34 protein-coding genes are annotated in these 25,517 nt (G+C 60.7%); 12 read left to right on the top strand and 22 right to left on the bottom strand.

What is annotated here, in order from left to right; translation table 11 throughout:
* Positions 1-20 precede the first annotated feature (20 nt).
* From ACQY6C_RS05380 to ACQY6C_RS05370, 3 genes are all read left to right on the top strand, one after another.
* The gene (locus ACQY6C_RS05380) at positions 21-941 is read left to right on the top strand and encodes a metal-dependent hydrolase (RefSeq protein ID WP_427965798.1); all 921 of its coding nucleotides are present in this window, start codon (positions 21-23) and stop codon (positions 939-941) included.
* A gap of 134 nt (positions 942-1,075) precedes the next feature.
* On the top strand, positions 1,076-2,572 hold the full coding sequence (locus tag ACQY6C_RS05375; protein WP_427965796.1) for a carboxylesterase/lipase family protein: 1,497 nt from the start codon (positions 1,076-1,078) through the stop codon (positions 2,570-2,572).
* Between the two features lie 160 nt (positions 2,573-2,732).
* Positions 2,733-3,581 (top strand): metal-dependent hydrolase, encoded by an 849-nt coding sequence (locus tag ACQY6C_RS05370; RefSeq protein WP_427965933.1) that lies wholly within the window; start codon positions 2,733-2,735, stop codon positions 3,579-3,581.
* Between the two features lie 80 nt (positions 3,582-3,661).
* Here the strand turns inward: ACQY6C_RS05370 and ACQY6C_RS05365 are convergent, their stop codons facing one another.
* The 3 genes from ACQY6C_RS05365 to rplU all read right to left on the bottom strand — a co-directional run bounded on the left by ACQY6C_RS05365 (position 3,662) and on the right by rplU (position 5,206).
* Positions 3,662-4,195, bottom strand: coding sequence for a GNAT family N-acetyltransferase (locus ACQY6C_RS05365; protein WP_427965794.1), 534 nt, complete (start codon positions 4,193-4,195; stop codon positions 3,662-3,664).
* 213 nt (positions 4,196-4,408) lie between these two features.
* Positions 4,409-4,678, bottom strand: a complete 270-nt coding sequence (rpmA, locus tag ACQY6C_RS05360; RefSeq protein ID WP_128892221.1) for a 50S ribosomal protein L27 — start codon at positions 4,676-4,678, stop codon at positions 4,409-4,411.
* Between the two features lie 12 nt (positions 4,679-4,690).
* The gene (gene rplU / locus ACQY6C_RS05355) at positions 4,691-5,206 is read right to left on the bottom strand and encodes a 50S ribosomal protein L21 (protein ID WP_427965792.1); all 516 of its coding nucleotides are present in this window, start codon (positions 5,204-5,206) and stop codon (positions 4,691-4,693) included.
* A 230-nt stretch (positions 5,207-5,436) separates the two neighbouring features.
* Here rplU and ACQY6C_RS05350 point away from each other — a divergent pair, with 230 nt between their 5' ends.
* Both ACQY6C_RS05350 and ACQY6C_RS05345 read left to right on the top strand, forming a co-directional pair.
* Positions 5,437-5,919, top strand: a complete 483-nt coding sequence (locus ACQY6C_RS05350; protein WP_427965790.1) for a hypothetical protein — start codon at positions 5,437-5,439, stop codon at positions 5,917-5,919.
* Positions 5,920-5,929: 10 nt separating this feature from the next.
* Positions 5,930-6,628 (top strand): Crp/Fnr family transcriptional regulator, encoded by a 699-nt coding sequence (locus ACQY6C_RS05345; protein WP_427965787.1) that lies wholly within the window; start codon positions 5,930-5,932, stop codon positions 6,626-6,628.
* 17 nt (positions 6,629-6,645) lie between these two features.
* Here the strand turns inward: ACQY6C_RS05345 and ACQY6C_RS05340 are convergent, their stop codons facing one another.
* From ACQY6C_RS05340 to coxB, 16 genes are all read right to left on the bottom strand, one after another.
* Positions 6,646-7,089: a molybdenum cofactor biosynthesis protein MoaE gene (locus ACQY6C_RS05340; protein ID WP_427965785.1), complete on the bottom strand. Its 444-nt coding sequence runs from the start codon at positions 7,087-7,089 to the stop codon at positions 6,646-6,648.
* A gap of 5 nt (positions 7,090-7,094) precedes the next feature.
* A complete protein-coding gene (locus ACQY6C_RS05335) occupies positions 7,095-7,349 on the bottom strand; it encodes a MoaD/ThiS family protein (protein WP_427965784.1) in 255 nt (84 codons plus the stop codon).
* A 1-nt stretch (position 7,350) separates the two neighbouring features.
* The gene (moaA, locus tag ACQY6C_RS05330; RefSeq protein ID WP_427965782.1) at positions 7,351-8,397 is read right to left on the bottom strand and encodes a GTP 3',8-cyclase MoaA; all 1,047 of its coding nucleotides are present in this window, start codon (positions 8,395-8,397) and stop codon (positions 7,351-7,353) included.
* Positions 8,390-8,704: a Rossmann fold domain-containing protein gene (locus ACQY6C_RS05325; protein WP_427965780.1), complete on the bottom strand. Its 315-nt coding sequence runs from the start codon at positions 8,702-8,704 to the stop codon at positions 8,390-8,392. Before ACQY6C_RS05325 ends, moaA begins: the two co-directional genes overlap by 8 nt.
* A 5-nt stretch (positions 8,705-8,709) precedes the next feature.
* Positions 8,710-9,081 (bottom strand): dihydroneopterin aldolase, encoded by a 372-nt coding sequence (locus tag ACQY6C_RS05320; protein WP_427965778.1) that lies wholly within the window; start codon positions 9,079-9,081, stop codon positions 8,710-8,712.
* An 11-nt stretch (positions 9,082-9,092) separates the two neighbouring features.
* A complete protein-coding gene (locus tag ACQY6C_RS05315) occupies positions 9,093-9,983 on the bottom strand; it encodes a class I SAM-dependent methyltransferase (protein ID WP_427965776.1) in 891 nt (296 codons plus the stop codon).
* Positions 9,984-9,986: 3 nt separating this feature from the next.
* Positions 9,987-11,387 (bottom strand): threonine synthase, encoded by a 1,401-nt coding sequence (thrC, locus tag ACQY6C_RS05310; RefSeq protein WP_427965930.1) that lies wholly within the window; start codon positions 11,385-11,387, stop codon positions 9,987-9,989.
* Between the two features lie 58 nt (positions 11,388-11,445).
* On the bottom strand, positions 11,446-12,018 hold the full coding sequence (locus tag ACQY6C_RS05305; protein WP_427965928.1) for an SURF1 family cytochrome oxidase biogenesis protein: 573 nt from the start codon (positions 12,016-12,018) through the stop codon (positions 11,446-11,448).
* Positions 12,018-12,389: a DUF983 domain-containing protein gene (locus ACQY6C_RS05300; protein ID WP_427965775.1), complete on the bottom strand. Its 372-nt coding sequence runs from the start codon at positions 12,387-12,389 to the stop codon at positions 12,018-12,020. Before ACQY6C_RS05300 ends, ACQY6C_RS05305 begins: the two co-directional genes overlap by 1 nt.
* Positions 12,373-12,882 carry a DUF3291 domain-containing protein gene (locus ACQY6C_RS05295; protein WP_427965773.1) on the bottom strand — a complete coding sequence of 170 codons (510 nt, stop codon included), beginning with the start codon at positions 12,880-12,882 and terminating at the stop codon, positions 12,373-12,375. Before ACQY6C_RS05295 ends, ACQY6C_RS05300 begins: the two co-directional genes overlap by 17 nt.
* On the bottom strand, positions 12,879-13,703 hold the full coding sequence (locus ACQY6C_RS05290) for a cytochrome c oxidase subunit 3 (RefSeq protein ID WP_427965771.1): 825 nt from the start codon (positions 13,701-13,703) through the stop codon (positions 12,879-12,881). The genes ACQY6C_RS05295 and ACQY6C_RS05290 overlap by 4 nt, the downstream gene beginning before the upstream one ends.
* A gap of 72 nt (positions 13,704-13,775) precedes the next feature.
* Positions 13,776-14,351, bottom strand: a complete 576-nt coding sequence (locus ACQY6C_RS05285) for a cytochrome c oxidase assembly protein (RefSeq protein WP_427965770.1) — start codon at positions 14,349-14,351, stop codon at positions 13,776-13,778.
* Between the two features lie 4 nt (positions 14,352-14,355).
* The gene (locus ACQY6C_RS05280; protein WP_427965767.1) at positions 14,356-14,481 is read right to left on the bottom strand and encodes a hypothetical protein; all 126 of its coding nucleotides are present in this window, start codon (positions 14,479-14,481) and stop codon (positions 14,356-14,358) included.
* A complete protein-coding gene (locus ACQY6C_RS05275) occupies positions 14,481-15,395 on the bottom strand; it encodes a heme o synthase (protein WP_427965765.1) in 915 nt (304 codons plus the stop codon). Before ACQY6C_RS05275 ends, ACQY6C_RS05280 begins: the two co-directional genes overlap by 1 nt.
* Positions 15,396-15,494: 99 nt before the next feature.
* A complete protein-coding gene (gene ctaD, locus ACQY6C_RS05270; protein ID WP_427965763.1) occupies positions 15,495-17,207 on the bottom strand; it encodes a cytochrome c oxidase subunit I in 1,713 nt (570 codons plus the stop codon).
* 29 nt (positions 17,208-17,236) lie between these two features.
* A complete protein-coding gene (coxB, locus tag ACQY6C_RS05265; RefSeq protein WP_427965760.1) occupies positions 17,237-18,226 on the bottom strand; it encodes a cytochrome c oxidase subunit II in 990 nt (329 codons plus the stop codon).
* Positions 18,227-18,438: 212 nt separating this feature from the next.
* Between coxB and pyrE the strand changes: the two genes are divergently transcribed.
* From pyrE to ruvX, 7 genes are read left to right on the top strand one after another with little or no spacing between them, the layout of a single operon-like run.
* The gene (gene pyrE, locus ACQY6C_RS05260) at positions 18,439-19,017 is read left to right on the top strand and encodes an orotate phosphoribosyltransferase (RefSeq protein WP_427965757.1); all 579 of its coding nucleotides are present in this window, start codon (positions 18,439-18,441) and stop codon (positions 19,015-19,017) included.
* 1 nt (position 19,018) lies between these two features.
* Positions 19,019-19,786, top strand: coding sequence for a pyridoxine 5'-phosphate synthase (locus ACQY6C_RS05255; protein WP_427965754.1), 768 nt, complete (start codon positions 19,019-19,021; stop codon positions 19,784-19,786).
* Positions 19,783-20,316 carry an NADAR family protein gene (locus tag ACQY6C_RS05250; RefSeq protein WP_427965751.1) on the top strand — a complete coding sequence of 178 codons (534 nt, stop codon included), beginning with the start codon at positions 19,783-19,785 and terminating at the stop codon, positions 20,314-20,316. The genes ACQY6C_RS05255 and ACQY6C_RS05250 overlap by 4 nt, the downstream gene beginning before the upstream one ends.
* Complete coding sequence (acpS, locus tag ACQY6C_RS05245) at positions 20,313-20,714, top strand: holo-ACP synthase (RefSeq protein ID WP_427965748.1); 402 nt, start codon at positions 20,313-20,315, stop codon at positions 20,712-20,714. The genes ACQY6C_RS05250 and acpS overlap by 4 nt, the downstream gene beginning before the upstream one ends.
* Positions 20,711-21,610 carry a signal peptidase I gene (gene lepB, locus ACQY6C_RS05240; protein WP_427965745.1) on the top strand — a complete coding sequence of 300 codons (900 nt, stop codon included), beginning with the start codon at positions 20,711-20,713 and terminating at the stop codon, positions 21,608-21,610. The genes acpS and lepB overlap by 4 nt, the downstream gene beginning before the upstream one ends.
* Before the next feature lie 31 nt (positions 21,611-21,641).
* The gene (locus ACQY6C_RS05235; protein ID WP_427965742.1) at positions 21,642-22,781 is read left to right on the top strand and encodes a DUF3089 domain-containing protein; all 1,140 of its coding nucleotides are present in this window, start codon (positions 21,642-21,644) and stop codon (positions 22,779-22,781) included.
* Positions 22,763-23,248, top strand: coding sequence for a Holliday junction resolvase RuvX (gene ruvX / locus ACQY6C_RS05230; RefSeq protein WP_427965740.1), 486 nt, complete (start codon positions 22,763-22,765; stop codon positions 23,246-23,248). The genes ACQY6C_RS05235 and ruvX overlap by 19 nt, the downstream gene beginning before the upstream one ends.
* Here ruvX and ACQY6C_RS05225 read toward each other — a convergent pair.
* The 3 genes from ACQY6C_RS05225 to ACQY6C_RS05215 are packed head-to-tail and all read right to left on the bottom strand — an operon-like array spanning position 23,245 to position 25,290.
* Complete coding sequence (locus ACQY6C_RS05225; protein WP_427965737.1) at positions 23,245-24,144, bottom strand: transposase; 900 nt, start codon at positions 24,142-24,144, stop codon at positions 23,245-23,247. The genes ruvX and ACQY6C_RS05225 overlap by 4 nt on opposite strands.
* Positions 24,132-25,121 carry a hypothetical protein gene (locus ACQY6C_RS05220; RefSeq protein ID WP_427965734.1) on the bottom strand — a complete coding sequence of 330 codons (990 nt, stop codon included), beginning with the start codon at positions 25,119-25,121 and terminating at the stop codon, positions 24,132-24,134. Before ACQY6C_RS05220 ends, ACQY6C_RS05225 begins: the two co-directional genes overlap by 13 nt.
* A gap of 10 nt (positions 25,122-25,131) precedes the next feature.
* Positions 25,132-25,290 carry a hypothetical protein gene (locus ACQY6C_RS05215; RefSeq protein WP_427965731.1) on the bottom strand — a complete coding sequence of 53 codons (159 nt, stop codon included), beginning with the start codon at positions 25,288-25,290 and terminating at the stop codon, positions 25,132-25,134.
* Between the last annotated feature and the right edge of the window lie 227 nt (positions 25,291-25,517).

Raw genomic sequence — 25,517 nt, 5'->3', positions numbered from 1 at the left:
GCCTAATAAAATCCTAACCCGTGACGGGGCAGACAGACAGTGACCTAGAGCGCCCAGAAGCGCTCGACAAGGGCGATGCCGCAGGCATCATCGCGCGTGGCAGTGCCACTCCGGAGGAACATGCGCTGATCGTGCGCGACCGGCGGTTTGACCGCAATGCGCTGGTCCCGCGCTGGTGGCATTCGAATGATCCGGTCGCGACTGCGTGGTATAACTCGGTTTCAGCCAGCCTGCCGCGCGGCGAAGCCTTCTTCATCGATACCTTGCGCGAATTCCGCGAAGGCCTGCCGCCGCAGCTTTCGGGCGAGATCAAGGCTTTCATCAACCAGGAAATCAACCACACACGCGAACATGTCGCGTTCAATCGGCTGGTTGCCGATCACGGCTACAACGTCGAGAGCATCGACCAGGGCATCAAGGTGATGCTGGCGCTGACGGAAGGGCGCCCGAAAGAGTTCAATCTGGCAATTTCCATCGCGCTGGAGCACTTCGCCGCGATCATCAGTCGTCAATTACTGACCGATCCACGCTATCTGGATGGGGCAGACCCTGTCGCAGCCGATATCTGGCGCTGGCACGCCACCGAAGAGATCGAGCACAAGGGTCTGGTGTTTGATGTGTGGTTGCATGTGACTCGCGATTGGAGCGCGTGGAAACGCTACAAGACGCGCGCGCTGATCGCCGCGCTGATTACGCGCAAATATTTCGGCAACCGCATCCGCGACGCGATCGGCCTGCTCGAACAGGACGGTTACAGCCGCCGCAGGGCGAAGTGGAAACTCTACGCATTCCTGTGGTGGAAACCGGGCATGATGCGGCGGATGTTCACCCAATGGGCCACGATCCTGATGCCGGGATTCCATCCCTGGAAGCATGACGACCGAGCGCTGATCCGGAAACTCGACAGCCCCTATTCCGATGCGGTGATGCCGGCGGAGTGATCGCGAGCGCTTGGTCGATGACGTCCGGGCCTGCTTTTCCAGTAATCGCGGCTCCTTGCGAGGAAGCTACAGCGCGACTGTAGTTTCCACGCCCTGAACTTGCACTGAAAGGACTGCGCGTTAAGCTCTGGCCAATGCGCCTCCCTCTCACGCTTCCAATGGCCATGATGCCGATGCTGCTGGCAAGCTGCTCTCCCGCTGTTCCATCAAGCGGTTTGACAGCCGAAGTGCCAGGCGGGACAATTTCGGGCAAGCAAATTGACGGAACAACCGTATTCCTTGGCGTGCCCTATGCGGCTCCGCCAGTCGGGGATCTGCGCTGGAAGCCGCCGCAATCGGTCGTTTCATGGAAGGGCGTGCGTGACGGCACTCACAATGCCCCCGCCTGCATGCAGAATGACGAAGGCTGGAACCATGGTGCATGGTTGCGCGCCAGCGAGGATTGCCTGACCCTGGACATCCACACGCCTGCGATGGATGGAAAGGCCCCGGTTATGGTGTTCATTCACGGTGGGGCCGAGGTTGCCGGATCCGCCGACATCATGAAGGATTCTTCCTTTCCGCAGCAGGGTGTTGTCGGGGTCGATGTGCAATACCGGCTGGGCGCTTTGGGCTTTCTGAGTCACCCGGCACTATCGGCCGAACAGGGCGGCCATAGCGGTAATTACGCGATCATGGATTTGATCGCCGCGCTCAATTGGGTGAAGGCGAATATTGCGGACTTCGGCGGAGATCCGGACAATATCACGATTTTCGGAGAGAGTGCCGGGGCATTAAACGTCTCGGTACTGCTCGCCGCTCCCGATGCTCGTGGCCTGTTCCACAAGGCGATGATGCAGAGCGGCAATTTCAGCATTATCGCTCGCGACGTCCATGGCTATCGCAGCCTCGCTGATGCGGAGAAGATCGGGACCACGTTCGGGGAATTGGCCCAGGCTAAGACCGCAGAAGAGTTGCGGCGCATTTCGCCGCTCGCGATCATGACGTTGCAGACGCAAGCGATCGATCCGGTATGGGGCAATCTGAACTGGACGCGCCTGACGATTGACGGAAAGATCGTTCCATCCTCGCCAGATGAGTTGATTCTGGAGCATCCGCCCATCCCGGTTATTCTCGGAACCAACAAGGCAGAGTTTGGGCCTACCGACGAAGCGGGAATCGCCGCTTATTCCGAAATCTATTTCGGTGAGAATGGGGCGGAAGCGCTGGCCGCCTATCGCAGTGAGCAGGCCGACCCGCGCCGGGGAAATCTGGGCCTGAGGCTGGGAAGCGATCAGCTCTTCCATTGCGCAACCGACGAACTGGCCGATGTGCTCGCAAAGAATGGCTGGCCAATTTGGCGCTACGAATACGATATTGGCCCGGATGGCGGGTTGACCGCCCATGCCCTGGAGTTGAGCGATGTCTTCCAGCGCCGCGAAATCGGAAGCGGAGCGCATATGCAGGATTACTGGGCAGCGTTTGCGATCACAGGGGATCCCAACGGCAAGACGGAGATCGGCACTGACCGCCCGCATTGGGAGCGCTGGAATACCGCTGTACCGCAACAATTGGCATTGAGCATGGCGACCACTGGAATGGAGCCGGGCAAACCGCGCGAAGCGTTCTGTTCATTCTCGGATGTAGAGTAGCATTGCAGATCATTCGAAGCCGGATGTTCTCGGGGTTCACATTGTGCAACTGCACAATTCTTATTGACATCATTGTAAGTAAGAACTATTGACAATGGTGTAAGTAGCCCTTTGCGGAGTTTGTCGCTTGAACGCGCCTGCCAAAATCGATCTTGAAACAATGCACCGGACCGGCCCTACCCCTCCCGACCTGGAAATCACGGTTCGCGATGAGCGCTTCAATCGCGAAACAACCCCGCGCCGATGGTGGGCGGGCGAGCCCTTCGGTACCGCCTGGCACAATTCGCTTTCGGCCACCTTCCCGCGCGGGGAAGCCTTCTTCATCGAAGCCGTGAAGGCGCACCGTGAAGGCGCTTCGCCCAAGCTGGAGGCCGAGATTCGCGCCTTCGTGAAGCAGGAAATCAACCACACGCGCGAACATATTGCCTTCAACAAGCTGGCCGAGAATTACGGCTATGACATCAAGGCGATCGACAAGCGAGTGGAGGAGATGCTGGCCCTGACGAAGGACCGCCCCGTCATCCTCAACCTCGCCGCTACCATGGCGCTGGAACACTACACCGCCATGATGGCGCATGAGTTCCTCGCCAATCCGCAGCATTTTGAGAATGCCGACCCGGAAGTGCGCGACATGTGGCGCTGGCATTCGATCGAGGAAGTCGAGCACAAGGGCGTGGCCTTCGACGTGTGGAACCACGCGACGCGCGACTGGTCCAACTGGCGCCGCTGGAAAGTCCGCAGCCTGATGATGCTGGTTGTGACCAAAAACTTCTTCAAGAATCGCTGGGAAGATTCGATCAACCTGCTCGCTCAGGACGGGATCACCGGCTGGAAGGCAAGGTGGGGCCTGTTCAAATATCTGACAGTCAGCCCCGGCGTGATCCGCCACATTTTCCCGGCCTGGCTCGCATTTTTCAAGCCCGGCTTCCATCCGTGGGATCATGACGATCGCGCGCTCATCAAACGCTATGAAGGTGAATTCACCGATGCGCTGATGCCTGCGGAATAACAGTTACCCGAACCTCCCTGGAGCCCCGTTGCCGCAATGGCAGCGGGGCTCTTCTTCGTTCGGGAAGGATCGAACCGCTCTCAGGCCGCTTGCATGAGGCTGGGCATTTGTTCCTGCAGGTCGAGCTCGTATTCGGTCGCCAGGGCATCTTCGCCGCGCCCGCAGCTATACCTCCGAACGACCTTGCCGGTCGGCTCGAAACCGAGTTTGGTCAAGACCCGTCCCGAGGCCGGATTGTCGAGGAAATGTCCGGCGACGATCCGCCTGTGCCCCAGCATGTGAGCCACCTCAAGCACAGCTCTGGCAGCTTCGGTTGCGTATCCCTTGCCCCATTGCGGTCGCGCAATCCAATAGCCCAGCTCGACTTCGTTTCCATTGGGATGGATCCCGACACAGCCCACCAGCATGGCATTGTCCGCGCGCGTGATGAGGAAACGCGGGAACATGACATCGACCGGTTGCTGCACGAATTCACGCGCATCTTCAGGGTTGTAGGGCCAAGGCGCCCGGGCCAGATTTCGCACGACACCTTCATCGGCGATGCCGCCCAGCACCGGTTTCCAATCCTCAGGCCAGGGTGGCCTCAAGAGCAGTCTTTCGCTGCGATGGAACATCACTTCTCTCCTCATCGCCCCGCAGCGCCCAGATAGGGATGATGCGTGACAGTTGCATTGCGGCGAAAGGGATTTTCGCCAGGCTGTGAGGGAGAAACGACAAGAGGGAGACGGGCCCCCTGGCTTACCAGGAAAGGCCCCATCTCCCTCTACGTCTGCCGGTTTGACCGGCTGGGACCGTCCTGGTGGACGATCCCTTTCACGGATCGCCCGTTATTCGGCTGCTTCCGCAAGCATGTCTACCGACACGTACTTGCGGCCGAGCTTGCCCTTGTGGAATCGCACCACGCCGTCTTCGAGCGCGAAGAGCGTGTGGTCCTTGCCCATGCCGACATTGCTGCCCGGGTAGAACTTGGTGCCGCGTTGACGCACGATGATGTTGCCGGCGACCACACCCTGGCTGCCGAACTTCTTCACACCGAGGCGACGGCCGGCTGAGTCGCGACCGTTACGCGATGAACCGCCTGCTTTCTTATGTGCCATCGTCCGTAATCCTTACTTCTTGGCGTCGGTTTTCTTGGCCGCTGCCTTCTTGGCAGGAGCCTTCTTCGCCGGAGCTTTCTTGGCTGCAGCTTCCTTCGCAGGAGCGGCTGCCTTCTTGGCGGGAGCCTTCTTCGCGGCTTCCTTCTTCGGTGCCGCCGTCTTGGCTTCAGCCTTGGGAGCCTCTTCCTTCTTGGGAGCAGCCTCCTTCTTCGGCGCAGCCTTCTTCGCGCCTTCGCCCACGCCGGTAATGCGCAGCAGCGTCATCTGCTGGCGGTGACCGGCCTTGCGGCGATAGTTGTGACGGCGACGCTTCTTGAAAACGACGACCTTCTCGCTCTTTGCCTGAGCGATGATCTCCGCCGAAACGGTGACCTTGCCGGCATCGGCCAGCTTGTCGCCTTCACCGGCGAGCAGGACGTCGCCCAGCGTCACGGTGTCGCCGGCTTCTCCGGCGAGCTTCTCGACTGCGATCTTGTCTCCGGCGGCAACCCGGTATTGCTTGCCGCCCGTGCGCACTACTGCGAACATGGTGGTTATACTCTCAATCTAAAGCTGTGCCCCCTTCAACACGAGGGAGGCGCGCCCGACGCCCCGCCAATTGGCGGCGCCGGAAAGATGGGTGCCGTTAGGGGAAAGGCGGGAGCAAGTCAACGCCGGATCGCGGCTTTTTGGCTTTGCACACACTAGCGTGCAGCAAGAGCCGTGCTATGGGGCAAGTGATGAGATTGCAAGCCACCAGATCTATTGCAATAGCCCTTGTGGCCGCTGCCAGCGTGTCGGGATGTGCATCCAGTGGATCGCACTACCCTTCGCTTGCGATCAGGGATGCCGAACGTGTCCAGGGGAGCTTTGCAGTCGCCGAAGGGGAGAACCAGGTTCCTGTGCCCGCACCAGCGGGAGAAGAAACGCTTTCCCGTGTCCAGTCACTGGTCGGCCAGGCCCATTCCGCACATGACGGATTCCTGGAGGCAGTTTCGGGCGCGGAACGAGCCGTGAATAGTGCTGCCGGCCAGGCGGTGAGCGACAATTCATGGGCATCGGCGCAAGTCGCGCTGGCAGATCTCGAATCGCAGCGCAGCAATGCGACCCTTGCCCTTGGTGACCTCGATTTGCTCTATACTGACGCTACACTGAGCTTCATGGAGCGTGACAGAATCGATTCTGCGCGCAATGAAGTGCAGGCCTTGATAGGCCAAGAAGACGATACTCTCGCCCGCCTTTGGGCCTTATTGGTACAGTAATGGTAACTGGATGAATCTTACCTGCGTATCTTGCCCCGTTCGCGACAGCGCCGCCTGTTCGGTGCTGAACGATGAGGAACGCGATGCTCTCGCTTCGGTGGGCCGCACACGCACCCTCAGGCGCGGGGAGATGCTGTTTGCTGCGGGTGATGACGATGCAGCTTGCGCGACGCTGGTAACCGGCGCTCTCAAGATCACGGCGACCGACCGCGATGGCAACGAACAGATTCTGGCTCTGGTCCATCCCTCCGGTTTCATCGGCGAGATGTTCGTACCCTTCGCGCATCATGACGTGGTGGCGCTCACCAACAGCCAGCTTTGCGTCTTTGCACAGAAGGACATGCAGCGGGCGATCGAGGAATATCCGGCACTTGCTCGCGCCCTTCTGCGCCGCTCTCAGGAAGATTTGCACGCCACGCGCAGCCTGCTGGAACTGACCGCCCACGGTAGCGCCGAATCGCGCCTGGCCGCGCTGCTATGCGATTTCGCGCAAGCTGCGAGCGATTCGCCGTGCCATCCTGCAAAAGAGTTCGAACTGCCGCTCACCCGGGGCGAGATGGCCAATATGCTCGGCCTGACCATCGAAACTGTAAGCCGCAAACTGGGTGAGCTCGAAGATGCCGGTGCGATCCGCCGAATCGGCAAGCGTGGCATCGAATTTCTCGATCATGGGTATTTGCTGGCTCTGTCCGGTAAGGACGAGGACTAGGCAGCCCATTCGTTCGACTATTCCCACCTGTCCCGGTCGGAGTAGTCTTCGGCGCGCGGTTCGATCCAGTGCCAACCATCCGCGCGCTTCTCACGCTTCCAGAACCAGGATGCGCTCTTGAGATAGTCCATGCAGTAATCGACCGCATCGATGGCGCCGCGGCGATGCCTGGCAGCGGCGGAAACGCAGACGATCGGTTCGCCCGGCCTCATCAGGCCGACCCGGTGCACCATCAGTAGGCCCATCAGATCAAATCGGGCAAAAGCGCGATCCGCCAGCTCGTGCATACCTGGCAGCGTCAACGGTTCGTAGTGCGATAGCTCAAGCGCCTCCACGCCGGTATCGCTGCGTACTTCGCCGACGAAAGTACACACCCCGCCAAGCCCGGGATTGGCATTGGTGAAAGGTCCTATCAGCGCACCGGGATTGAACGGCGTGTCCAGCAGGCGAATATCGCGCATCGCGCTCACCCGCCGCTGACGGGCGGCAGCAGGGCAATTTCGTCGCCGTCCTGCGCCAGCAGATCGGTCTTGTCCGCCAGCACTTTGCCCGAACAGGCGACATTGACGCGCTTTTCCCGAAGCTGTTCGGCGACCTGCGGTCCGACCGCATCGAGCAGGCCCTCCCAGTCGAGCGGTGCAGTTGCCTCGCGCGCGTCCTCACCAGCCAGATCGCGAAGCGGCCCCAGAAAGACGATGGTTACACCCTTGCTACCGGCCAATTCAGCCTCCCGTTACTGACATGTGCCGTGGCTGGGCAGGCGCCGCTCCACGTTGCGAGATATCGAAATGGTGCCGTTCGGGCTTGATCGTCATAGCTTCGTTCAATGTCTGCTGCAGATTCGCTTCCGGATTGTCGGAACGCAGCGCCGCGCGCAAATCCACCCGCTCGCCGCCGCCAAGGCAGGGATAGAGCTGCCCGGTCGCTGTCACCCTGAGGCGGTTGCAGCCGGAGCAGAAATTGTTCGTCAGCGGGGTAATCATCCCCAACAGTCCGCCGGTTTCCTCGATTCGATCATAGCGCGCCGGCCCGCCGGTCGTTTCCGCACTTGGCGTCAGCGTCCAGCGCCGTTCGAGAATCTCGCGCACCTGAGACAGCGGCAGATAGTGGTCCACCCTGTCCTCTTCGACATCGCCCAGTGGCATGACTTCGATCAACGTGATGTCGTGCCCCTGACCATGCGCCCATGCGATCAGGTCCGGGATCTCGTCCTCATTGATCCCTTTGAGCGCCACCGCGTTGATCTTGACCTTCAGCCCGGCTGCGCTGGCTGCCGCGATCCCTTCCAACACCTGCGGCAAGGCGTCGCGCCGCGAAAGCTCGGCAAAACGCGCGGGGTCCAGCGTATCGAGCGAAACATTTACCCGGCGCACCCCTGCTTGAGCCAGCGCCTCGGCGTGGCTGGGAAGCTGCGTGCCATTAGTCGTGAGCGTAAGCTCTTCCAGCCCCCCATGCCCCTTTTCGCCCAGCTTGCGGCCAAGCGCCTGGAACAGCTCGATAATATCGCGCCGCACCAAAGGCTCGCCGCCCGTCACGCGGATCTTGGTCACGCCGCGAGCGATGAAGCCGAGCGACAGCTTGTAGAGCTCTTCCAGGCTCAGCACTTCCTTGCGCGGCAGGAACTGCATCCGCTCCGGCATGCAATAGGAACAGCGCAAGTCGCACCGATCGGTCACCGAAAGACGCAAGTAGCTGACTCGACGCTGGAATGTATCGACCAGCGGCCTGGAACTGCCTTCAGGCGTCAGGACATCGCGAATCCTACTCATGCGACGGACAATACTGCCCCGTGACGCCGGGCGCATCCCCCAAATAGGATAGCAACGCGTCGCGCGCGTCGTCGCTTGCAGCTCCGACCACATTAACGCGTTTCGGCTTGCTTGCCCGAGCGAGGTCGCGCGCAAGCGTGCGGCGCCAATCGTCATGATCGGTGGGCGCAGAGGGCAAGACGATTGCGAGAGCATCCACTTCGCCCGCCAGGAGATGCTCTGCCTGCTGCAGGTACTCGCGATGGAACTGCGCCGCCGCTTCAATTGGAGCGCCAGGAAGTCGATCTATCGTCAGGACGGCCTGCATCCCGCTTAACGCCGCTCGCGGTGCAGCGTGATACCGATCTTCTCATTCGCTTCGGCAATTGCCAGCTTCACGATCTTGACCGTCACCGCTTCAACCCGCTTGTCCTGAACGAACAGCGTGTCGCAGACATGGTCCGCCACCGCTTCGATAAGCTTGAAGTGGACGCCCGGAGGGAAAGCCTCGCTCGCGGCGAACTTGAGGTCCATGTAGTTCTTGCTGGCATCGAGCGGCGTATCGGGATCGTAATGGTCGGCCACGCTCAGGCGCGCCTGAATGGTGAAGCGCAGGGGTTGCGGCTTGCCGGTCTCTTCCGAATAGATTCCGGTCAGAACGTCGTGCTCGAAATCGGCGACTTCCAGGATCAGCGAATCACTCATTGCCATCTGCTTTACTGTGAATTGCTCCAGCGAGCGAAAATTGCGGTCGGGAGCAGTCTTCCCCCTTCACCCGTCTCGCGCACTGCCAGATCGCCATGTTCGACTGTGCCGGGCATATCGCGGAACAGCTCGTCCACCAGACCCGCAAGCGCCAGGCTGCTCATGCGTACGGCATAGACTGTCAGGAACAGAAAACGGCTATCGGCATCGAGCAATTTGCGGCTATCGGAAAGCAAGGCCGGGAGCCCTTCTTCCAACCGCCAGGTTTCGTTCTTGGGCCCGCGTCCAAACTTGGGCGGATCAAGGATGATCCCGTCATAGCGCCGCCCACGCCGCACTTCGCGCGCTGTGAACTTCGCCGCGTCGTCGACCAGCCAGCGGATCGGGCGTTCCTCCAAGCCGGAAAGCGCCGCGTTTTCACGCGCCTGCGCCACCGACTTCTTCGAGGCATCAACATGGGTCACCTGACCATATCGGCTCAGCGCCAGCGAACCGACACCGGTATAGCCGAACAAATTGAGCGTTTCCGCGCTGTCCTGACCTGCGAGTTGCTCGCCCATCCAGTCCCACACCGGTGCCATGTCGGGAAAGAACTGAAGATGGCGAAAGGGCGTTGGCTGGGCAGTGAAACGCGCTTCCCGCCAAGACAGACCCCAACCATCTTGCGGCACATCGCGGGAAAGATCCCAGCGTCCACCGCCATCTTCGTCCGATCCCGGAATGAACTCGCCCTGCGCGTCCCAGCTGTCGAGGCGCGGCGTCCACATTGCCTGCGGCTCGGGCCGAATGAAGCTATAGGGGCCAAAGCTCTCCAGCTTGCGCCCATGCCCGCTGTCGATAAGGCGATAGCCGTCCCAGCCCTCACCCACCATCAGGACGGGATCGGTGACAAGCTCGGCCATCGATCAGGCTGCTGGCGTAGCGCGTTCGGAAACGAAGTCGCGCACTGCCTCATACTCGCCCGGGAGCTCGACCAGAGCCTCCTCGCGCGCGAAGAGATCGCCAATCCTCGAGGGAAGCGATGGTCGCATACCGATCGCACGCTCGACCGCATCGCTGAATTTTGCCGGATGCGCCGTCGCCAGCGTGACCATCGGGATCGACGGATCGACGTCGGCTTCCAATGCGGCATGCAGCCCGATCGCCGTATGCGGGTCGATCACTTGCCCGGCGTGATCGAATGCCCAGCGCAAGGCTTGCGCCATTTCGTTCTGGTCCGCACGCGCGCTGGTGAATAGCTGCGATGCGCCTTCGCGCTGCGCATTGGTGAGGCGCATGGCCTTGCTTGCTTCGAAGCCGCGCATCTGTTCCGCCAGTGCCTTGCCGTCGCGCCCACCGCAATCGAACAGCAGGCGCTCGAAGTTGGAGCTGACCTGGATGTCCATCGAAGGCGCGGCGGTTGGTGTAACTTCGCCGGCAGAATAGTCGCCCTGGCTAAGCGCACGGTGGAGAATGTCGTTCACATTGGTGGCGACTACCAGTTTTGCAATCGGCAGCCCCATCTTGTGCGCGACATAACCTGCGAAAACATCGCCGAAATTGCCCGTCGGCACGCTGAAGGCCACTTGCCGGTGCGGCGCACCTAGCTGGACCGCGGAAGCGAAATAATAGACCACCTGCGCCATCAGGCGCGCCCAATTGATCGAGTTGACAGCACCGATGTTGAAACGGCTCGTCATGCTCTCATCAGCGAACATGCGCTTCACCATTGCCTGCGCATCGTCGAAGCTGCCGGTGATCGCGATATTATGGACATTGGGGGCGCGAACCGTGGTCATCTGGCGGCGCTGAACATCGCTGACCCGCCCGCTGGGGTGGAGCATGAAGATGTCGACGCCTTCGCGCCCTGCCACTGCATCGATCGCGGCAGAGCCCGTATCGCCGCTGGTCGCGCCAACGATGGTGAGGTTGCTCTTGCGGCGCGACAGGAACGTCTCGAACAGCAGGCCGAGCAATTGCAGCGCGACATCCTTGAACGCCAGCGTGGGGCCATGGAACAGCTCGAGCAACCATTGCCGCTCATCAAGCTGGACCAGCGGAGTCACAGCATCATGCGCGAACCGGCCATAGGCTTGCCGGCAAAGATCCAGCAGCTCGTCTTGCGTCAGGCTGTCCCCGACGAAAGGAGCCATCACCTTCGCAGCCAGCTCGGCATAGGGCAGGCCCGCCATGGCGGCGATCTCTGCTTCGCTGAAGCGCGGCCATTCGTTCGGCAGATACAGTCCGCCATCGCTGGCGAGCCCTGCCAGCGTGACCCCTTCGAAATCGAGCGCCGACGCGCTTCCCCTGGTCGAGACGTATTCCATCATGCGCGCGGTTAGACGCGCTGCGCGCAGAGAGCAAGCAAGGCTAACTTGCGGGCGTTCAATCCTCGCCTTTGAACCTTTTGCGCAGTGCCAGCCCGTAAATGACCAATGCGGTCAATGCGAAGAAGAACCACTGCCCGGCATAAGCAAGATGATTGTTGGGCAGATCGCGCGGATCGGGCTGCGCCAGTGGCTCAAGCCCGGCTTGCGGAGCGCTGGCAATCAAACGCGGGCCGGGCGCGACGATTCCTTCAACCCTGCCGCCTTCCCAAGTAGGCGACTGAGGGCTGCGTGACCAACCGATCGCAACGTCCACCGCCGCGTCGCTTCCGGGAGGGCTGCAGCTCGCATGATGCGCCCAGCCCTTGTCACCGCTGGCACTGGTCCCAGCTCTGGCATCGATTGAAAGCACGCGTTGGCAATCGATCCGGCTGCGGCGGAACAACACCTGTTCCACATCACCGGGATCGTGCGGCCAATCGAACTCTGAGGAATTTGAAAGCGCCGCCTCATAACGTGCGATCAGCGCTTCCTTCTCATCCTTGCGGCCAAGCTGCCAGATTCCAAGCGCGACCATAGTCGCTACTGCCGCAAGCACGAAGATTGTCGGGATTATCGGCAGGCGCCGGATCAAAGCTCCTTGCTCCCGGCCTCTTTCGCCTTGTTGCGATGCTCCGCCACCAATAACGCGGCCTTGGACACGCGCAGGCCCCAGATCACCGCCACTACCGTGAACGGTATCCAGATCAGTGCATGAACCCAGAATGGCGGCCGCACCGCAACGTCGAGCCAGATCGCCAGCCCGATCACCAGCGCACCGATAATCAGCGTCAGGAAAGCAGCCGGCCCGTCTCCGACATTGAAGCGCGAAATGTCGAGCCCGCACACGCGGCACCGGTCAGCGAACTTCACCCAGCCCGAAAACAGCGTGCGGCTGCCGCAATCGGGGCAGAGTCCGAATATGGCTGCTCTTGCGAGCTCTGGCTTATGCGTGTCCGACACACCACGGGTCCGGTTTGTGATCGACAGGCGGCCCGGCATGGTCCGGAGCGGGAAATCTCGATTTAAAGCCAAAGGCCTGCGGCGAAGGACCGAACCGGTCGATCAGCCAGAGTTTGGACAGGCCTTCCTCCACCGTTGGATGCCGCCCCGCTTCAATCCACCACAAGGCCTGATAGGCCCCGTCCGGTCGCTCGAACCATTCGCGGCGCTTGGCCATCACTGGCGTATGGGCAGAGCGATAGGTGAATGCGAACAGCGCATCGGCATCGCGCCAGACCGACATGTTCACGATCATCCGTGGATCGGGCGTGGCAGCAATGCCGGTGGCATTGCCGCCCCCTTCTTCCTTCAATCGCCAGATAAAGCCGTCAGACGCCTCGGCCAGCGCATTGATCCGGTCGAGATTGTCGAAGAACTCGGCAACCCGCTCATCCCCCTCTGCATATTGCAGGCGGGCGACATTGATCTGCGCGAGCTGCCAGTTCGCGGTCATCCGTGAACCGGTGCGCCCCAACCGCCCCAGATATAAACGACGACGAACAGGAACAGCCACACCACGTCAACGAAGTGCCAGTACCATGCAGCGGCTTCGAAACCGAAGTGCTGGCGCGGCGTGAAGTGGCCCTTGTAAGCGCGTACGAGACAGACAATCAGGAAGATCGTACCGACCAGAACGTGGAAGCCGTGGAAGCCGGTCGCCATGTAGAAGCCCGAGCCATAGGTGTTGCCACCGAAGCCAAAGGGCGCGTGCATGTACTCATAGGCCTGGATGCTGGTGAACAACACACCCAGGATAACCGTAAGCCAGAGGCCCTTCTTGAGACCGTCGCGATCGCCGTGGATCAGCGAGTGGTGCGCCCAGGTCACGGTAGTGCCCGAACACAGCAGGATCAGCGTGTTGAGCAGCGGCAGGGCGAAGGGATCCATGACCGCTTCGATCGCCTTGGGCGGGAACTGCCCGCCAACCGCTTCGCTCAATGTGCTGGGGAACAACGAGAAGTCGAACCAGGCCCAGAACCAACCGACGAAGAACATGACCTCCGAAGCGATGAACAGGATCATGCCATAGCGCAGGTGCAGCTGCACGACCGGCGTGTGGTCGCCGCGCTGGGCTTCCTTCACGACATTGCCAAACCAGCTGAAGAAGGTAGCGATCAGGCCGGCAATCCCCAGCCCCAGCACGATATGCCAATTGGCCATCTCGTGCATGAACAATACCATTCCGCTGGTGAAGGTCAGGCCCGATGCCGCGCCGATAAGCGGCCAGATATCGGGTTCAAGAATGTGATAATCGTGATTGACGTTACCGGCCATGAAATGATTCCCGTGAACTGATGCGCAAGCCCTTAATCACCCAAACGGCGCGGGTCTAGGGGCTTGGTAGGCTTACTTGGTTGAAGGCTCAATCGCCCGGTGGAAAGTGTAACTCAGGGTGATCTGTTCGACACCCTTCATATTCGGATCATCGAGCGCCGCCGGATCGACATAGTAGAGCACGGGCATGTGCACTTCCTGCCCCGGCTGGAGCGTCTGCTCGGTGAAGCAGAAGCACTGGATCTTGTTGAAATAGATTCCGGCCTGTTCCGGCTCGACATTGAAGGTGGCGGTGCCGGTAATCGGTACATCCGCATTGTTGCGCGCGGTGAAGGTCGCCATGTCGCGAATTCCGATCTCCACCGTGTCGGTCGACTGGTCGGGCCGGAATGTCCAGGGCATATCCCGCGCGGTCGACGCATCGAAACGGATCGAGATTGTCTTTCCGCCAACGCTTCTGGCGATCCGCGCGGCGATCTCTGCATCGCTCTCACTTGCACGCTGCGTCGTTCCGCCAAATCCGGTCACGCTGCAAAACAGGTTGTAGAGCGGTACCGCTGCAAAGCCGAGACCAAGCATTGCCAGCGCACCCATGAATGCGAGGATGGCAACCCGCGTATTCCTGCTGTCGATCGTGGCAGCACTCATTTGATCAATCCGTCATCCGCACGATCGTGATGGCATAGAACAACACGACGAAGAACATCAGCACCAGACCTAGCACGATATTCCGGCTCTTCTGCCGCTTGCGATATTCGGCTTCTTCCTCTGGCGTCATCACATCCATCCTTGCGCGGCGGCAACCCGGTCAACGACCAACGCGGCGAAAAGCGCAAACAGGTAAACTATGCTAAAAGCGAACAACCGCTTTTCAGGGCGCATCCTATCGCCCTCGCCTGCTGTGCGAAAGGCCACGGGCAGCGAAAGCGCAAGGAACGCCAGTGACAGGGCAAGTGCAGCGATCCCGTAGATCGCACCGGTTCCGCCGATGAGCCAGGGCGCGGTTGCAACCGGCATAAGCAGGACCGAATAGGCCAGTATCTGCCGCCGGGTCGACTTCTCGCCTGCGACCACCGGCATCATCGGAATGCCCACCTTGGCGTAATCAGACTGCACGAACAAAGCGAGCGCCCAGAAGTGCGGCGGCGTCCACATAAAGATGATCGCAAACAGCAGCACCGGCATCAGCGTGATGTCGCCGGTCACGGCAACCCAGCCGATCATCGGCGGGAAGGCCCCCGCCCCGCCGCCGATGACGATGTTCTGCGGCGTACGCGGCTTCAGCCAGATCGTATAGATCACCGCGTAATAGACGATCGACACCGCAAGAATGATCGCCGCAAGCCAGTTGACTGCAACGCCCATCACACCGACCGAGGCTGCGGACAGAGCAATCCCGAAATCGCGTGCGTCGGTGCGGTTGAGACGACCGGCAGGCAGCGGACGGGCCGCTGTGCGCTTCATCCCAGCGTCGAGATCGGCTTCCCACCATTGGTTGAGCGCGGCGGCGCCGCCCGCCCCCAGCGCGATGCACAGGATCGCGGTAAAACCGATGACCGGATTGATATGGCCCGGCGCGGCCAGCAATCCGCACAGTCCGGTGAAGATCACCAGGCTCATCACGCGTGGCTTCGTCAGCGCGAAGAAATCGCGCCAATCGGCCGGCATGGTCTGAGCGGTTGCGGTGGTCATCTCTACTCGCGCGTCATTCTCAAAAAGGGAGGGCGCACCCTGCGGCGCGCCCCCGGATATGAACCTCTGGCCCTTTCAATTCAAAGGGCCCCTATCCGATCAAGCCGTCGCCTGGCGGTGATCGTGATAGTCCTGATGCTCTTCGATAACCGGCAACGTTTCGTACTGGTGGAACGGCGGCGGGCTGGACAGCGTCCATTCCAGCGTCGTCGCGCCTTCGCCCCACGGATTGTCCGGAGCCTTGCGGCCGGCGACAAATGCATAGGCCAGGTTCGCGAAGAAGATCAGTACAGAGACCGAGACGATCTCATAGCCGAAGCTGGAAATCGAGTTCCAGTATTCGAATGCCGGAGTGTAGTCCGGGTAGCGGCGCGGCATGCCCTGCATCCCCAGGAAGTGCTGCGGGAAGAAGATGATGTTCACGCCCACGAAGAACACCCAGAAGTGCAGATGCGCGAGGAACTCGTTCATCATCTTGCCGCTCATTTTCGGGAACCAGTAATAGAAGCCCGCGAACAAGGCGAAGACAGCGCCCATCGACAGCACGTAGTGGAAGTGTGCCACCACGTAATAGGTGTCATGCAGATTGTCGTCGATGCCGCCATTGGCAAGCACGACGCCGGTCACGCCGCCAACGGTGAACAGGAAGATGAAGCCCAGCGCCCAGACCATGGGCGATTTGAACTCCATGCTACCGCCCCACATGGTGGCGACCCAGCTGAAGATCTTCACGCCGGTCGGAACGGCGATGACCATGGTGGCTGCGGTGAAATACATCTTCGTATTCACGTCCAGGCCCACAGTGTACATATGGTGCGCCCAGACGATGAAGCCGACCACGCCGATCGCGACCATGGCGTAAGCCATGCCGAGATAGCCGAACACCGGCTTCTTGCAGAAGGTCGCGACGATCTGGCTGATCATGCCGAAGCCCGGCAGGATCATGATGTAGACTTCAGGGTGGCCGAAGAACCAGAACAGGTGCTGGTACAGGATCGGGTCACCACCGCCGGCAGGATCGAAGAAGGTCGTGCCGAAATTGCGATCGGTCAACAGCATGGTGATCGCAGCAGCCAGCACCGGCAGCGCCAGCAGAAGCAGGAATGCGGTGACCAGAACCGACCAGACGAACAGCGGCATCTTGTGCAGCGTCATGCCCGGTGCGCGCATATTGAAAATGGTGGTGATGAAGTTTGTCGCGCCCAGAATCGAGCCCGCACCCGCAAGGTGGAGCGAGAAGATCGCGAAATCGACCGCTGGACCGACCGAGCCCGACGTCGCGAGCGGTGCATAGACCGTCCAGCCGGTGCCCGCGCCCAGACCCGTGCCGCCCGGCACGAAAAGCGAGAAGCAGAGGCTGAGGAAGCCGGCCACAGTCAGCCAGAACGAAATATTGTTCATGCGCGGGAAGGCCATGTCTGGTGCGCCGATCATCAGCGGCACGAACCAGTTGCCGAAACCGCCGATCATGGCCGGCATGACCATGAAGAACACCATGATGAGGCCGTGCGCAGTGATGAACACGTTCCACATGTGGAGGTTCGTATCCATGCTCGCTTCGCCGCCGAAGAATTCGACCCACCAGCCCAGGTACTGGATGCCGGGTTGCGCAAGTTCGGCGCGCATAACGCCCGACATGGCGCCGCCCACGATCCCCGCGATGACGGCGAAGATCAGGTACAGCGTGCCGATATCCTTGTGATTGGTCGACATGAACCAGCGGGCGAAAAAGCCCGGCTTGTGATCCCCATGCGCGTGATCGTCATGGTGCCCGTGTGCCGGGCTGTCGAAACCTTCTGCGGTGGTGGCCATCGTTCAGTTACTCTCAGATAGGATTTCGTTCAGGCGGTCGCGGCTTCGGCGGATTCTTCCGCGGGAGCCTCTTCGGTCGCTTCAGTCGCTTCGGTTGCGGCGGCTTCTTCTGCGCCGCCAACCGTTCCGCCCTGCTCGCGAACCCACTGTTCCCACTTGTCACGCGGGAGAGCTTCGACCGCGATCGGCATATAGCCATGGCGCGCGCCGCACAGTTCGGAGCATTGGCCGTAGTAAACGCCCGGTTCCTCGATCGTGAGCAGGCGCTCGTTCAGGCGACCCGGCACTGCGTCGAGCTTGAACCAGAGTGACGGCACGGCGAAGGAGTGGATCACGTCAGCTGCCGTGGTCTGGATGCGCAGCGGGACGCCTGCGGGCACGACCATGCGGTTATCCACACCCAGCTGCGGCGGCTCACCGCGCGCCAGCGCATCGGCTTCATCGAGCATGTTCGAGATCACCTCGAAATCGCCATTGTCGGGATAGGTATAGCCCCAATACCACTGATAGCCGGTGACCTTGACCGTCACCGCATCTTCCGGCGGCGATTCGTACTGGCTCTGCAGCAGCTTGAGCGAAGGATAGGCGATCACGGCCAGAATCAGGACGGGGACCAGCGTCCACACCACTTCGATCATCGTATTGTGTGTCGTACGCGACGGATTGGGGTTCGTCCGCCTGTTATAGCGCACCACCACAAACAGCAGGAGGCCCAGCACGAACAGGCTGATCACGGTGATGACCGGCAACAGAAATACATCGTGCATCCACAATGCGTCATGGCCCTTGGGGGAATACTGATCCTGGAAGAACCAGTTGCCGGAAACCGGCATGCCCTTACCCTCTGTCGGCGCCATCGGCACATAACCGGCCGGAGCGGCGGCAGCGGCTTCTTCGGCCGCCGGGGTTTCTGTTGCATCCTGCGCCATCGCGGCGCGCGGTGCGATTGCCAACAGCATTGCAATGGCAAGAACTGCGAAGAGATAGTGTGCCCGTTTAAGGGTTTGCCCCAAAATCATCAGTCTGACGCTTTCCGCTTCTCTGCTTTCATGTCCTGCGTGGCGTTCGCCAAGGAATACCACACAGGCGCGATGACCCACCCAGCACTGCGCCGAGTTTGCCGCGCCTATAGGCCCGCTTGCCCACTGCCTCAAGCGCTTCTAGGGAGAAAATTGTCCATGGCGGCGAGTTCGCCCCAGAATCAGCGCAAACGAGTGGAAAAGATCTCGCAATGAACGAAGAAGAAGTGCTGTCCGAATTCCGTAACTGCGGTGCCCTGCTCGAAGGGCACTTCAAGCTCTCATCAGGCAGGCATAGCGCCCATTACCTGCAATGTGCACGCGTGCTGATGAATGCGGAGCGAGCCGGAAATCTCGCCCGCGCGCTGGCGCAGAAGATCCCGCGCGAGATTCGCAGCCAGATCGAAGCCGTAGTCTCCCCGGCGATGGGCGGCCTCATCATCGGGCACGAAATGGGGCGTGCGCTGGGCAAGGACGCAATGTTCCTCGAACGGCCCGAAGGCACCTTCCACTTGCGCCGCGGATTTTCGCTGGAACCCGGCACCAAGGTACTCATGGTCGAAGATGTAGTGACCACCGGGCTTTCGAGTCGCGAGGCAATCGAAGCGGTCGGGCGCGAAGGCGGTGAAGTCGTAGCAGAAGTGTCGCTTATCGACCGTTCGGCCGGTGAAGTCGACCTGGGCGTGCCATATTTCCCCCTCATCGCGATCAGCTTCCCGAGCTATAACGAAGACGAACTGCCCCCTGAACTGGCCGCGATTCCCGTGACCAAGCCGGGCAGCAGGAGTTGATGTGACCAGCACATTCGATCCCGGCCTGCCCCAAGGCAGACTACGCCTCGGCGTCAATATCGATCACGTCGCGACGATCCGCAATGCGCGCGGCGGTGACCATCCCGATCCCGTTCGCGCCGCCGAGATCGTCGCCAGCGTTGGGGGCGACGGAATCACCGCACATCTGCGCGAAGACCGGCGCCATATCCGCGACGAAGACATTGCCCGCATCCAGGCTGCGACCGACTTGCCGCTCAACCTTGAGATGGCTGCGACCGAGGAAATGCTGGCAATCGCCCTGCGCCACAAGCCGCATGCCGCCTGCATCGTTCCCGAAAAGCGCGAGGAACGCACGACCGAGGGCGGGCTCGACGCTGCCGGGCTGCACAACCAGCTTGCCCCAGTGGTTTCGCGCCTCTCGGAGGCCGGGATTCGCGTGAGCCTGTTCATCGAAGCGACCGAGCGCCAACTTGATGCGGCACTGCGTCTGGGCGCTCCGGTGGTCGAATTTCACACCGGTGAATATGCCCATGCGCATCTCGACGGCGACAGCGACCGCACCCAACGCGAGTTCCAGCGAATCGCAGACATGGCAGCACTGGCAGCCGAGAACGGGATCGAGCCGCATGCGGGCCACGGGCTGACCTATGAGAATGTCCAGCCGATCGCGGCGATCCCGCAGCTCGCCGAACTCAACATCGGGCACTACCTCGTCGGCGAAGCGGTATTCGTTGGACTGGAAGCCGCCGTGCGGCGCATGCGCGTTTTGATGGATGAAGTGAGGTGAGCGAAGAGGAATTCACCTTCTTTTGGAGCGGACCGTTCTCACAATGGCACAACAGCCCCTTCACGATTGATGGGCAATATTACAATACAGCCGAACAATATATGATGGCTGAAAAGGCACGTGTTTTTGGTGATGAGCAAACGAGGGCACAGATCCTCGAAGCTCGCGATCCGGGAACCCAGAAAGCATTGGGGCGCCGGGTGCGCGGTTTCAGCCAAGACGAGTGGGACTCGGTCGCATGTGAAATTGTCTATCGCGGCAACCGCGCCAAGTTCACAACGCATCGTGATCTGCTTCAATTGCTCCTCGACACTGAGGGAACTACTTTGGCAGAAGCGAGCCCCGTCGACACTATCTGGGGCATCGGTCTTGCCGCGGACGCCGCCGATGCAAGGAATCCGAACAAATGGCTCGGTCAGAACTTGTTGGGCAAAACACTTCAACGGCTTCGCGATGATCTTCTCAATGAAGTTCGCTCCGGCGGGATTCCTGAACTCGTAGAGCGCGCCAAGAAGAAGGCAAAAAAATGATCATCGGTCTCGGCTCCGACCTGTGCAATATAGAGCGCATCCAGAACTCGCTCGACCGCTTCGGCGAGCGGTTCGAACTGCGCGTCTTCACTGACATCGAGCGAGCCAAGGCGCGGCGGCGCCCCTTCACCATCGCCGGAACCTACGCGAAGCGCTTCGCCGCCAAAGAGGCGTTCAGCAAAGCCGTGGGCACCGGTTTTCGCCGCGGGGTGTTCATGAAGGACATCGGCGTGGTCAACGCGCCTTCGGGTGCTCCGACGCTGGCACTGGACGGCGGCGCGGCAAAGCGGCTTGCAGAATTGACGCCGCACGGCCATGAGGCGCTCATTCATCTCACCCTAACTGACGATCACCCATGGGCGCAGGCCTACGTCATTATCGAGGCGCGCCCATTATGAACACACTGACCGGCACAGGCGACGTGACAAGCAAGAAAAACAAATCGGGCGAGAAAGTTAACTGGATCGCCGAAATTCGGGGCCTGGCCCTGATGCTGCTGGCGGTGCTGGCGTTCCACAGCTTGATCGCCAAGCCTTTCTACATCCCTTCGACCTCGATGATGCCGACGCTCTATGTCGGTGACAGGCTGGTGGTGAGCAAATATCCCTATGGCTGGTCCTGGGCTTCCGCCAGTTTTCACCTGCTGCCGCGCAGCGATTGGCGCGTCTGGCCTGCAACGCCCGAATATGGCGACATCGTGATTCCCGTGCATCCCGATCGCGACGAGGACTACATCAAGCGCGTCGTCGCGTTGCCGGGCGATAGGATTGCGGTGAAAGACGGTCAGATCATCCTCAATGGCAAGCCCGTTCCGCAGGAAGTGGTGCCGCCTGTACGCATTCCGGTTGAGCCTTCGCTGCTTTGCGATGGCACACCCTGCCTTTCCGCTTTCAATCAGTATCGAGTGCGCGAAGCCAACGGCCAACAGTTCTATGAGCCGCCGACCTATCGCGAGACCATGCCTAACGGCGCGAGCTATCTGATTATCGATCACCTGGATCGCGATCTCGACGACTACGACGAGATCACCGTCCCCGAAGGCAGCGTCTTCGTGATGGGCGACAATCGTGATCATTCGGCAGACAGCCGCGCATCGATCATGGACAAGGGCCTTGGAGGTCCTGTCCCGCTCGAGAACATTGGCGGACGCGCAGAGTTCATCACATTCTCGCTCGATGGTACAACCACACTGAATCCGATCAGCTGGTTTACGAGCTTGCGGCCAGATCGCGCCTGGACAACCTTACGGCCCGCGAAGGCAGAGATCGCCTCGCGTCGGGCCGAGGGCAAATAGGCAAGCGGAGAGAGAGGAGAAACGCGCAGCCATGGCCCGCAAGTTCCTCTATTTCGTAGCAATCCTGATTGTCCTGGTTATCGCAGCGCTGATCGTGCTGCGGATCTGGTCGCGCGAAATCGCCGAGTTCACTTTCGTTCCGAGCAGCGAGTTTGCCGAACAGGCACCGCTCGAAGACAATGCCTATCAGGACCCGGCGCTATGGTTTTCTCGCCCGGGAATCGGGCTGGACGATCCGGCGCGCTGGCAGCCGGCAACGCGCGGAAAAGTTCGCACATTGTCCGAAACGGCAGACCCGTCGCACGGCAATTTCGCCGTCTTCTTCGTGCATCCGACCAGCTATTTCGAAAGCGCCAATTGGAACGCTCCGATCGGGGACAAGGATTCGGAGGAACTGGCGCGTCTATACCTGCGTGCCATGGCCAGCCCGTTCAACCAGGCCAACGAAATCTGGGCACCGCGCTATCGCCAGGCGACATTCGGCGCTTTCCTGACCGACAAGCCCGAAGGAGAGAAGGCGATCGATGCTGCCTATGCCGATGTGGCGCAGGCCTTCGCTTTCTTTCTCAACACCGTTGGGAAGGACACCCCTATCGTTCTCGCAGGCCACAGCCAGGGTTCGCTGCATCTGCTCCGGCTCTTGCGTGAAGAGGCGCAGGACAAACCGCTCTCAAGCCGCATCGCGGCGGTCTATATCGTCGGTTGGCCGGTTTCGGTCGAGCATGATCTGCCTGCGCTGGGCTTGCCCGCCTGCGCTACCCCTGGGCAATATGGCTGCGTCATGAGCTGGTCGAGCTTTGCCGAACCTGCCGACCCTGTGGACCTGATCGACGCCTATTCCAATTCGACCGGATTCGACGGCGAGCAACGCGGCGACAGCCCGATGCTTTGCAGCAATCCCCTGACCGGCACGATCGGCGGGGAAGCTGGCCGCGAGAGCAATCTGGGCACGCTCGTACCCAATAGCAGCCTGGCCGATGGCGAATTGGTCCCGCAGGCCGTGCCCGCCCGTTGTGACGCGCGCGGGCTGCTTCTGATTGGCGAGCCACCCGAGATGGGCAACTATGTGCTGCCGGGGAACAACTACCACGTTTATGATATCCCGCTGTTCTGGCGGAATGTGCAGGCGGACGTAGCCGCACGGGTGGACGCATGGACGCAAAGCCGCTGATCACCGACAGCGCTGCGGAGTTTCGCTCGCTCCTGCCAGGCGGGGGCGTGCTGATGGGGCTCGATCTCGGCACCAAAACCATAGGAATAGCGACTTGCGATGCAGGCTGGCGCTTTGCGACTGCAGGCAAGACAATGTCCCGCGGCAAATGGGGGCGTGACCGCGATGCCCTGCGCACGCTGGTCGATGAGCGCCAGATTGCCGGCATGGTAATCGGGCTGCCGCGCAATATGGATGGCAGCGAAGGGCCACGCGCTCAGGCGAGCCGCGCCTATGCCCGAAATCTGGCGGAAGCGTTTGGTTTGCCGGTGCTGCTGTGGGACGAGCGCTGGTCAACCCAGGCCGCCGAAGCGGCGATGATCGGGCAAGACATGAGCCGGGCCAAGCGGGCCGAGCGAATCGACAGCCATGCCGCAGCCGTCATCCTGCAAGGTGCCATCGATGCGCTCGCGGGCAGTGCGTTCTAGGAAGCCAATTCCGCCCGCTTCCCTTTCGCCGTTTCCGCCAGCATCAAACATCCTGACAGCTCTGCCTCGCGCCAAAGATCATCGCGATCTGCGTTGCACCTCAGCAGCAACGAGCGCGCTTGGTAGCTTGCCAGCCGCAATCGGTCGCTCGGATGGCTTCTGCCGAACTGCTCGGCCAGATCGAGCGCTTCGCGATGGCCCGTTGCAACCGCCACGCGCAGGAAAACTTCGGTCGAGTTGGGGCTCAGTACCCGCGTGATCGAACCCGCCTCGAAGTCGAAGCCATATTGATCGAACCACGCCTGCGCGGGATCGACATGCATGATGTTGAGCGAAACCGAGAGGCTTTCGGGCGGGATCTGGCTGTGGATGTCCACATGCGCGCGGTAGAGTGCGATTTCGTCCTGCTGAAGCCCGCCACGCTCGATGAAGCGCAGCCGGGGCTTCTCACCTTCATATCCCGCGACGGCCTCATAATCGTATTCGTAATAGTCGCTGCGATAGCCCGGGCCCAGATATCCGCTGGTCAGGAAGGAGAAGTTGTGATCGTGCGGGACGCCGTAAACGAAGGTCTGGCCGCCGCTCGCCCGGAAGCACTGGTCGCGTTCCGATGGCCAGATATTAGCCCGCAGGAACACGTCGTCATGCATGGGGCCAAGCACAACGGCTTGCGGGCCGTAGCCGCTCTCGATCGCGGGATTGCGATGCTGCAACTTGAGCTGATCGATCAGCATATCGCCGAGGAAGGTCCGGTTGTTGTTCAGCTTGCGCAACCACAGCGCCGCCGCCGAAAGACGTTCCTCGCAGGAAGGATCGAAATTGATTGAAGCCAGACCGGAGATGCATTCCTCCAATTGGCAGATCTCGTCCGAAATAGCGTGGATCAAACGGGGCATGGTGTCCTGCTTTCTCCGAAGGATTGAGGGGATGGGAAGAGTTGCGGATGCGCGTCGGCAAGCTTCGCCAGCAGGCGACTGGCGGGAATACGAAGCTCATCATGCGGAGCGCCTGCAATCTCCGACAGCAATGAAACACCTTTAATCGGATCGAGAGCCAATGCATGGCGAACGGCCTCCCAACGCAAGTGATCCGGCCCGCATTTTGCTAGGTCTGCGATTGCAGGAAGCGCATCCCTCCGGCGCATTTCACCCAGCACCGCCAGCGCCATCTCCACCTGGCTCGTGCGCTTGTCGGCGCAGGCCTGATGGATGAGCGCGCCGGTGTTGAGCGCATATTCGCGCGTAGGCCGGGGATCGGAGGCATGGCGAACGAGCTGCAACAATGTGAAGTGCCCTTCGACCTCGAAAATCTGGCGCGACTGAGTTTGCGCAACGGTACGAATGCAATCCCCTGCGGACCAATAGTGCTCGCTGGTCGCAAGCTTGGCTTTTTCCTTCGTCAGGTCTGTTATGCCATGCATCCAACCCTTCGCCGCGCCTGCCAGCACGATTTCGTCCTGTTCGCGGTCGGCGAAACTCGCACTCGACGGAACTCCCGAACCTGGCCGCGGCGCATAGCTGAGAAGCGACAGCGAGACCGGACCGTTCGCGACGATCTGCATGATGACAAATCCGGGGGAGGAACTTTGCTGAAAGGGAATCTGGCCCAGTGGATTGCGCCGCAAAACCCGTGCCATGCATTTGGTCCAAGCCGCGACAAAGCCGTTTGCGGCGTCGGCATTCCGCAACAGTTCGGCAAGTCCGTCGAGCCGATCCAGCGGCTCGCCGCCCGCATAGCCCTGTATTTCTGCAAGAATTTTCGCGGTCGAAGGCAATTTGCGCCACGCCGCCTTGGCAGAATCCATCTCTGCCTGGATGCGGCGCTGCGAAGCACGATCACTCCGCAGCGCCTTCAATTGAGGATCGATCCGCATCGCTTGCCGGTCAGACCAGAGAGGTAACCGGGGTGGTTTCATAGACATAGACCATGATCGCGACGATCTTGTCGTCATAAGGTCCAGTACCCGGAGCGATACTGCCGAAAACGCCTGTTGCAATGTCCAGTCCTGGCAAGCTGGCAAGGTCCAGTTGAGGTAAATTCATGTGCTGGTCTCCATCCGAACTGCGCCGGCAGGATCGCCAGACGCAGGCCGGAAAAGTGACGAGCTCATGCAGTACAACTAAGTTAAAACTCTTTAACTACAAATAGTTATTGGATTTCTGGTAGTTATGGCGGTGCAGATCGACACAAAGGGACTGAACGGCATCTCAAGGCGTTCAAACGATGGACAACTTGATGAGAATTGAAGCGAAAGCGGGCTCTGCCAGGG

Origin of the sequence: Altererythrobacter sp., from assembly GCF_050299635.1 — a bacterium.
Taxonomy (GTDB): domain Bacteria; phylum Pseudomonadota; class Alphaproteobacteria; order Sphingomonadales; family Sphingomonadaceae; genus Erythrobacter.
The sequence above is the reverse complement of the archived record's forward strand: the minus strand, read 5'-3'. Positions and strand labels throughout refer to the sequence as shown.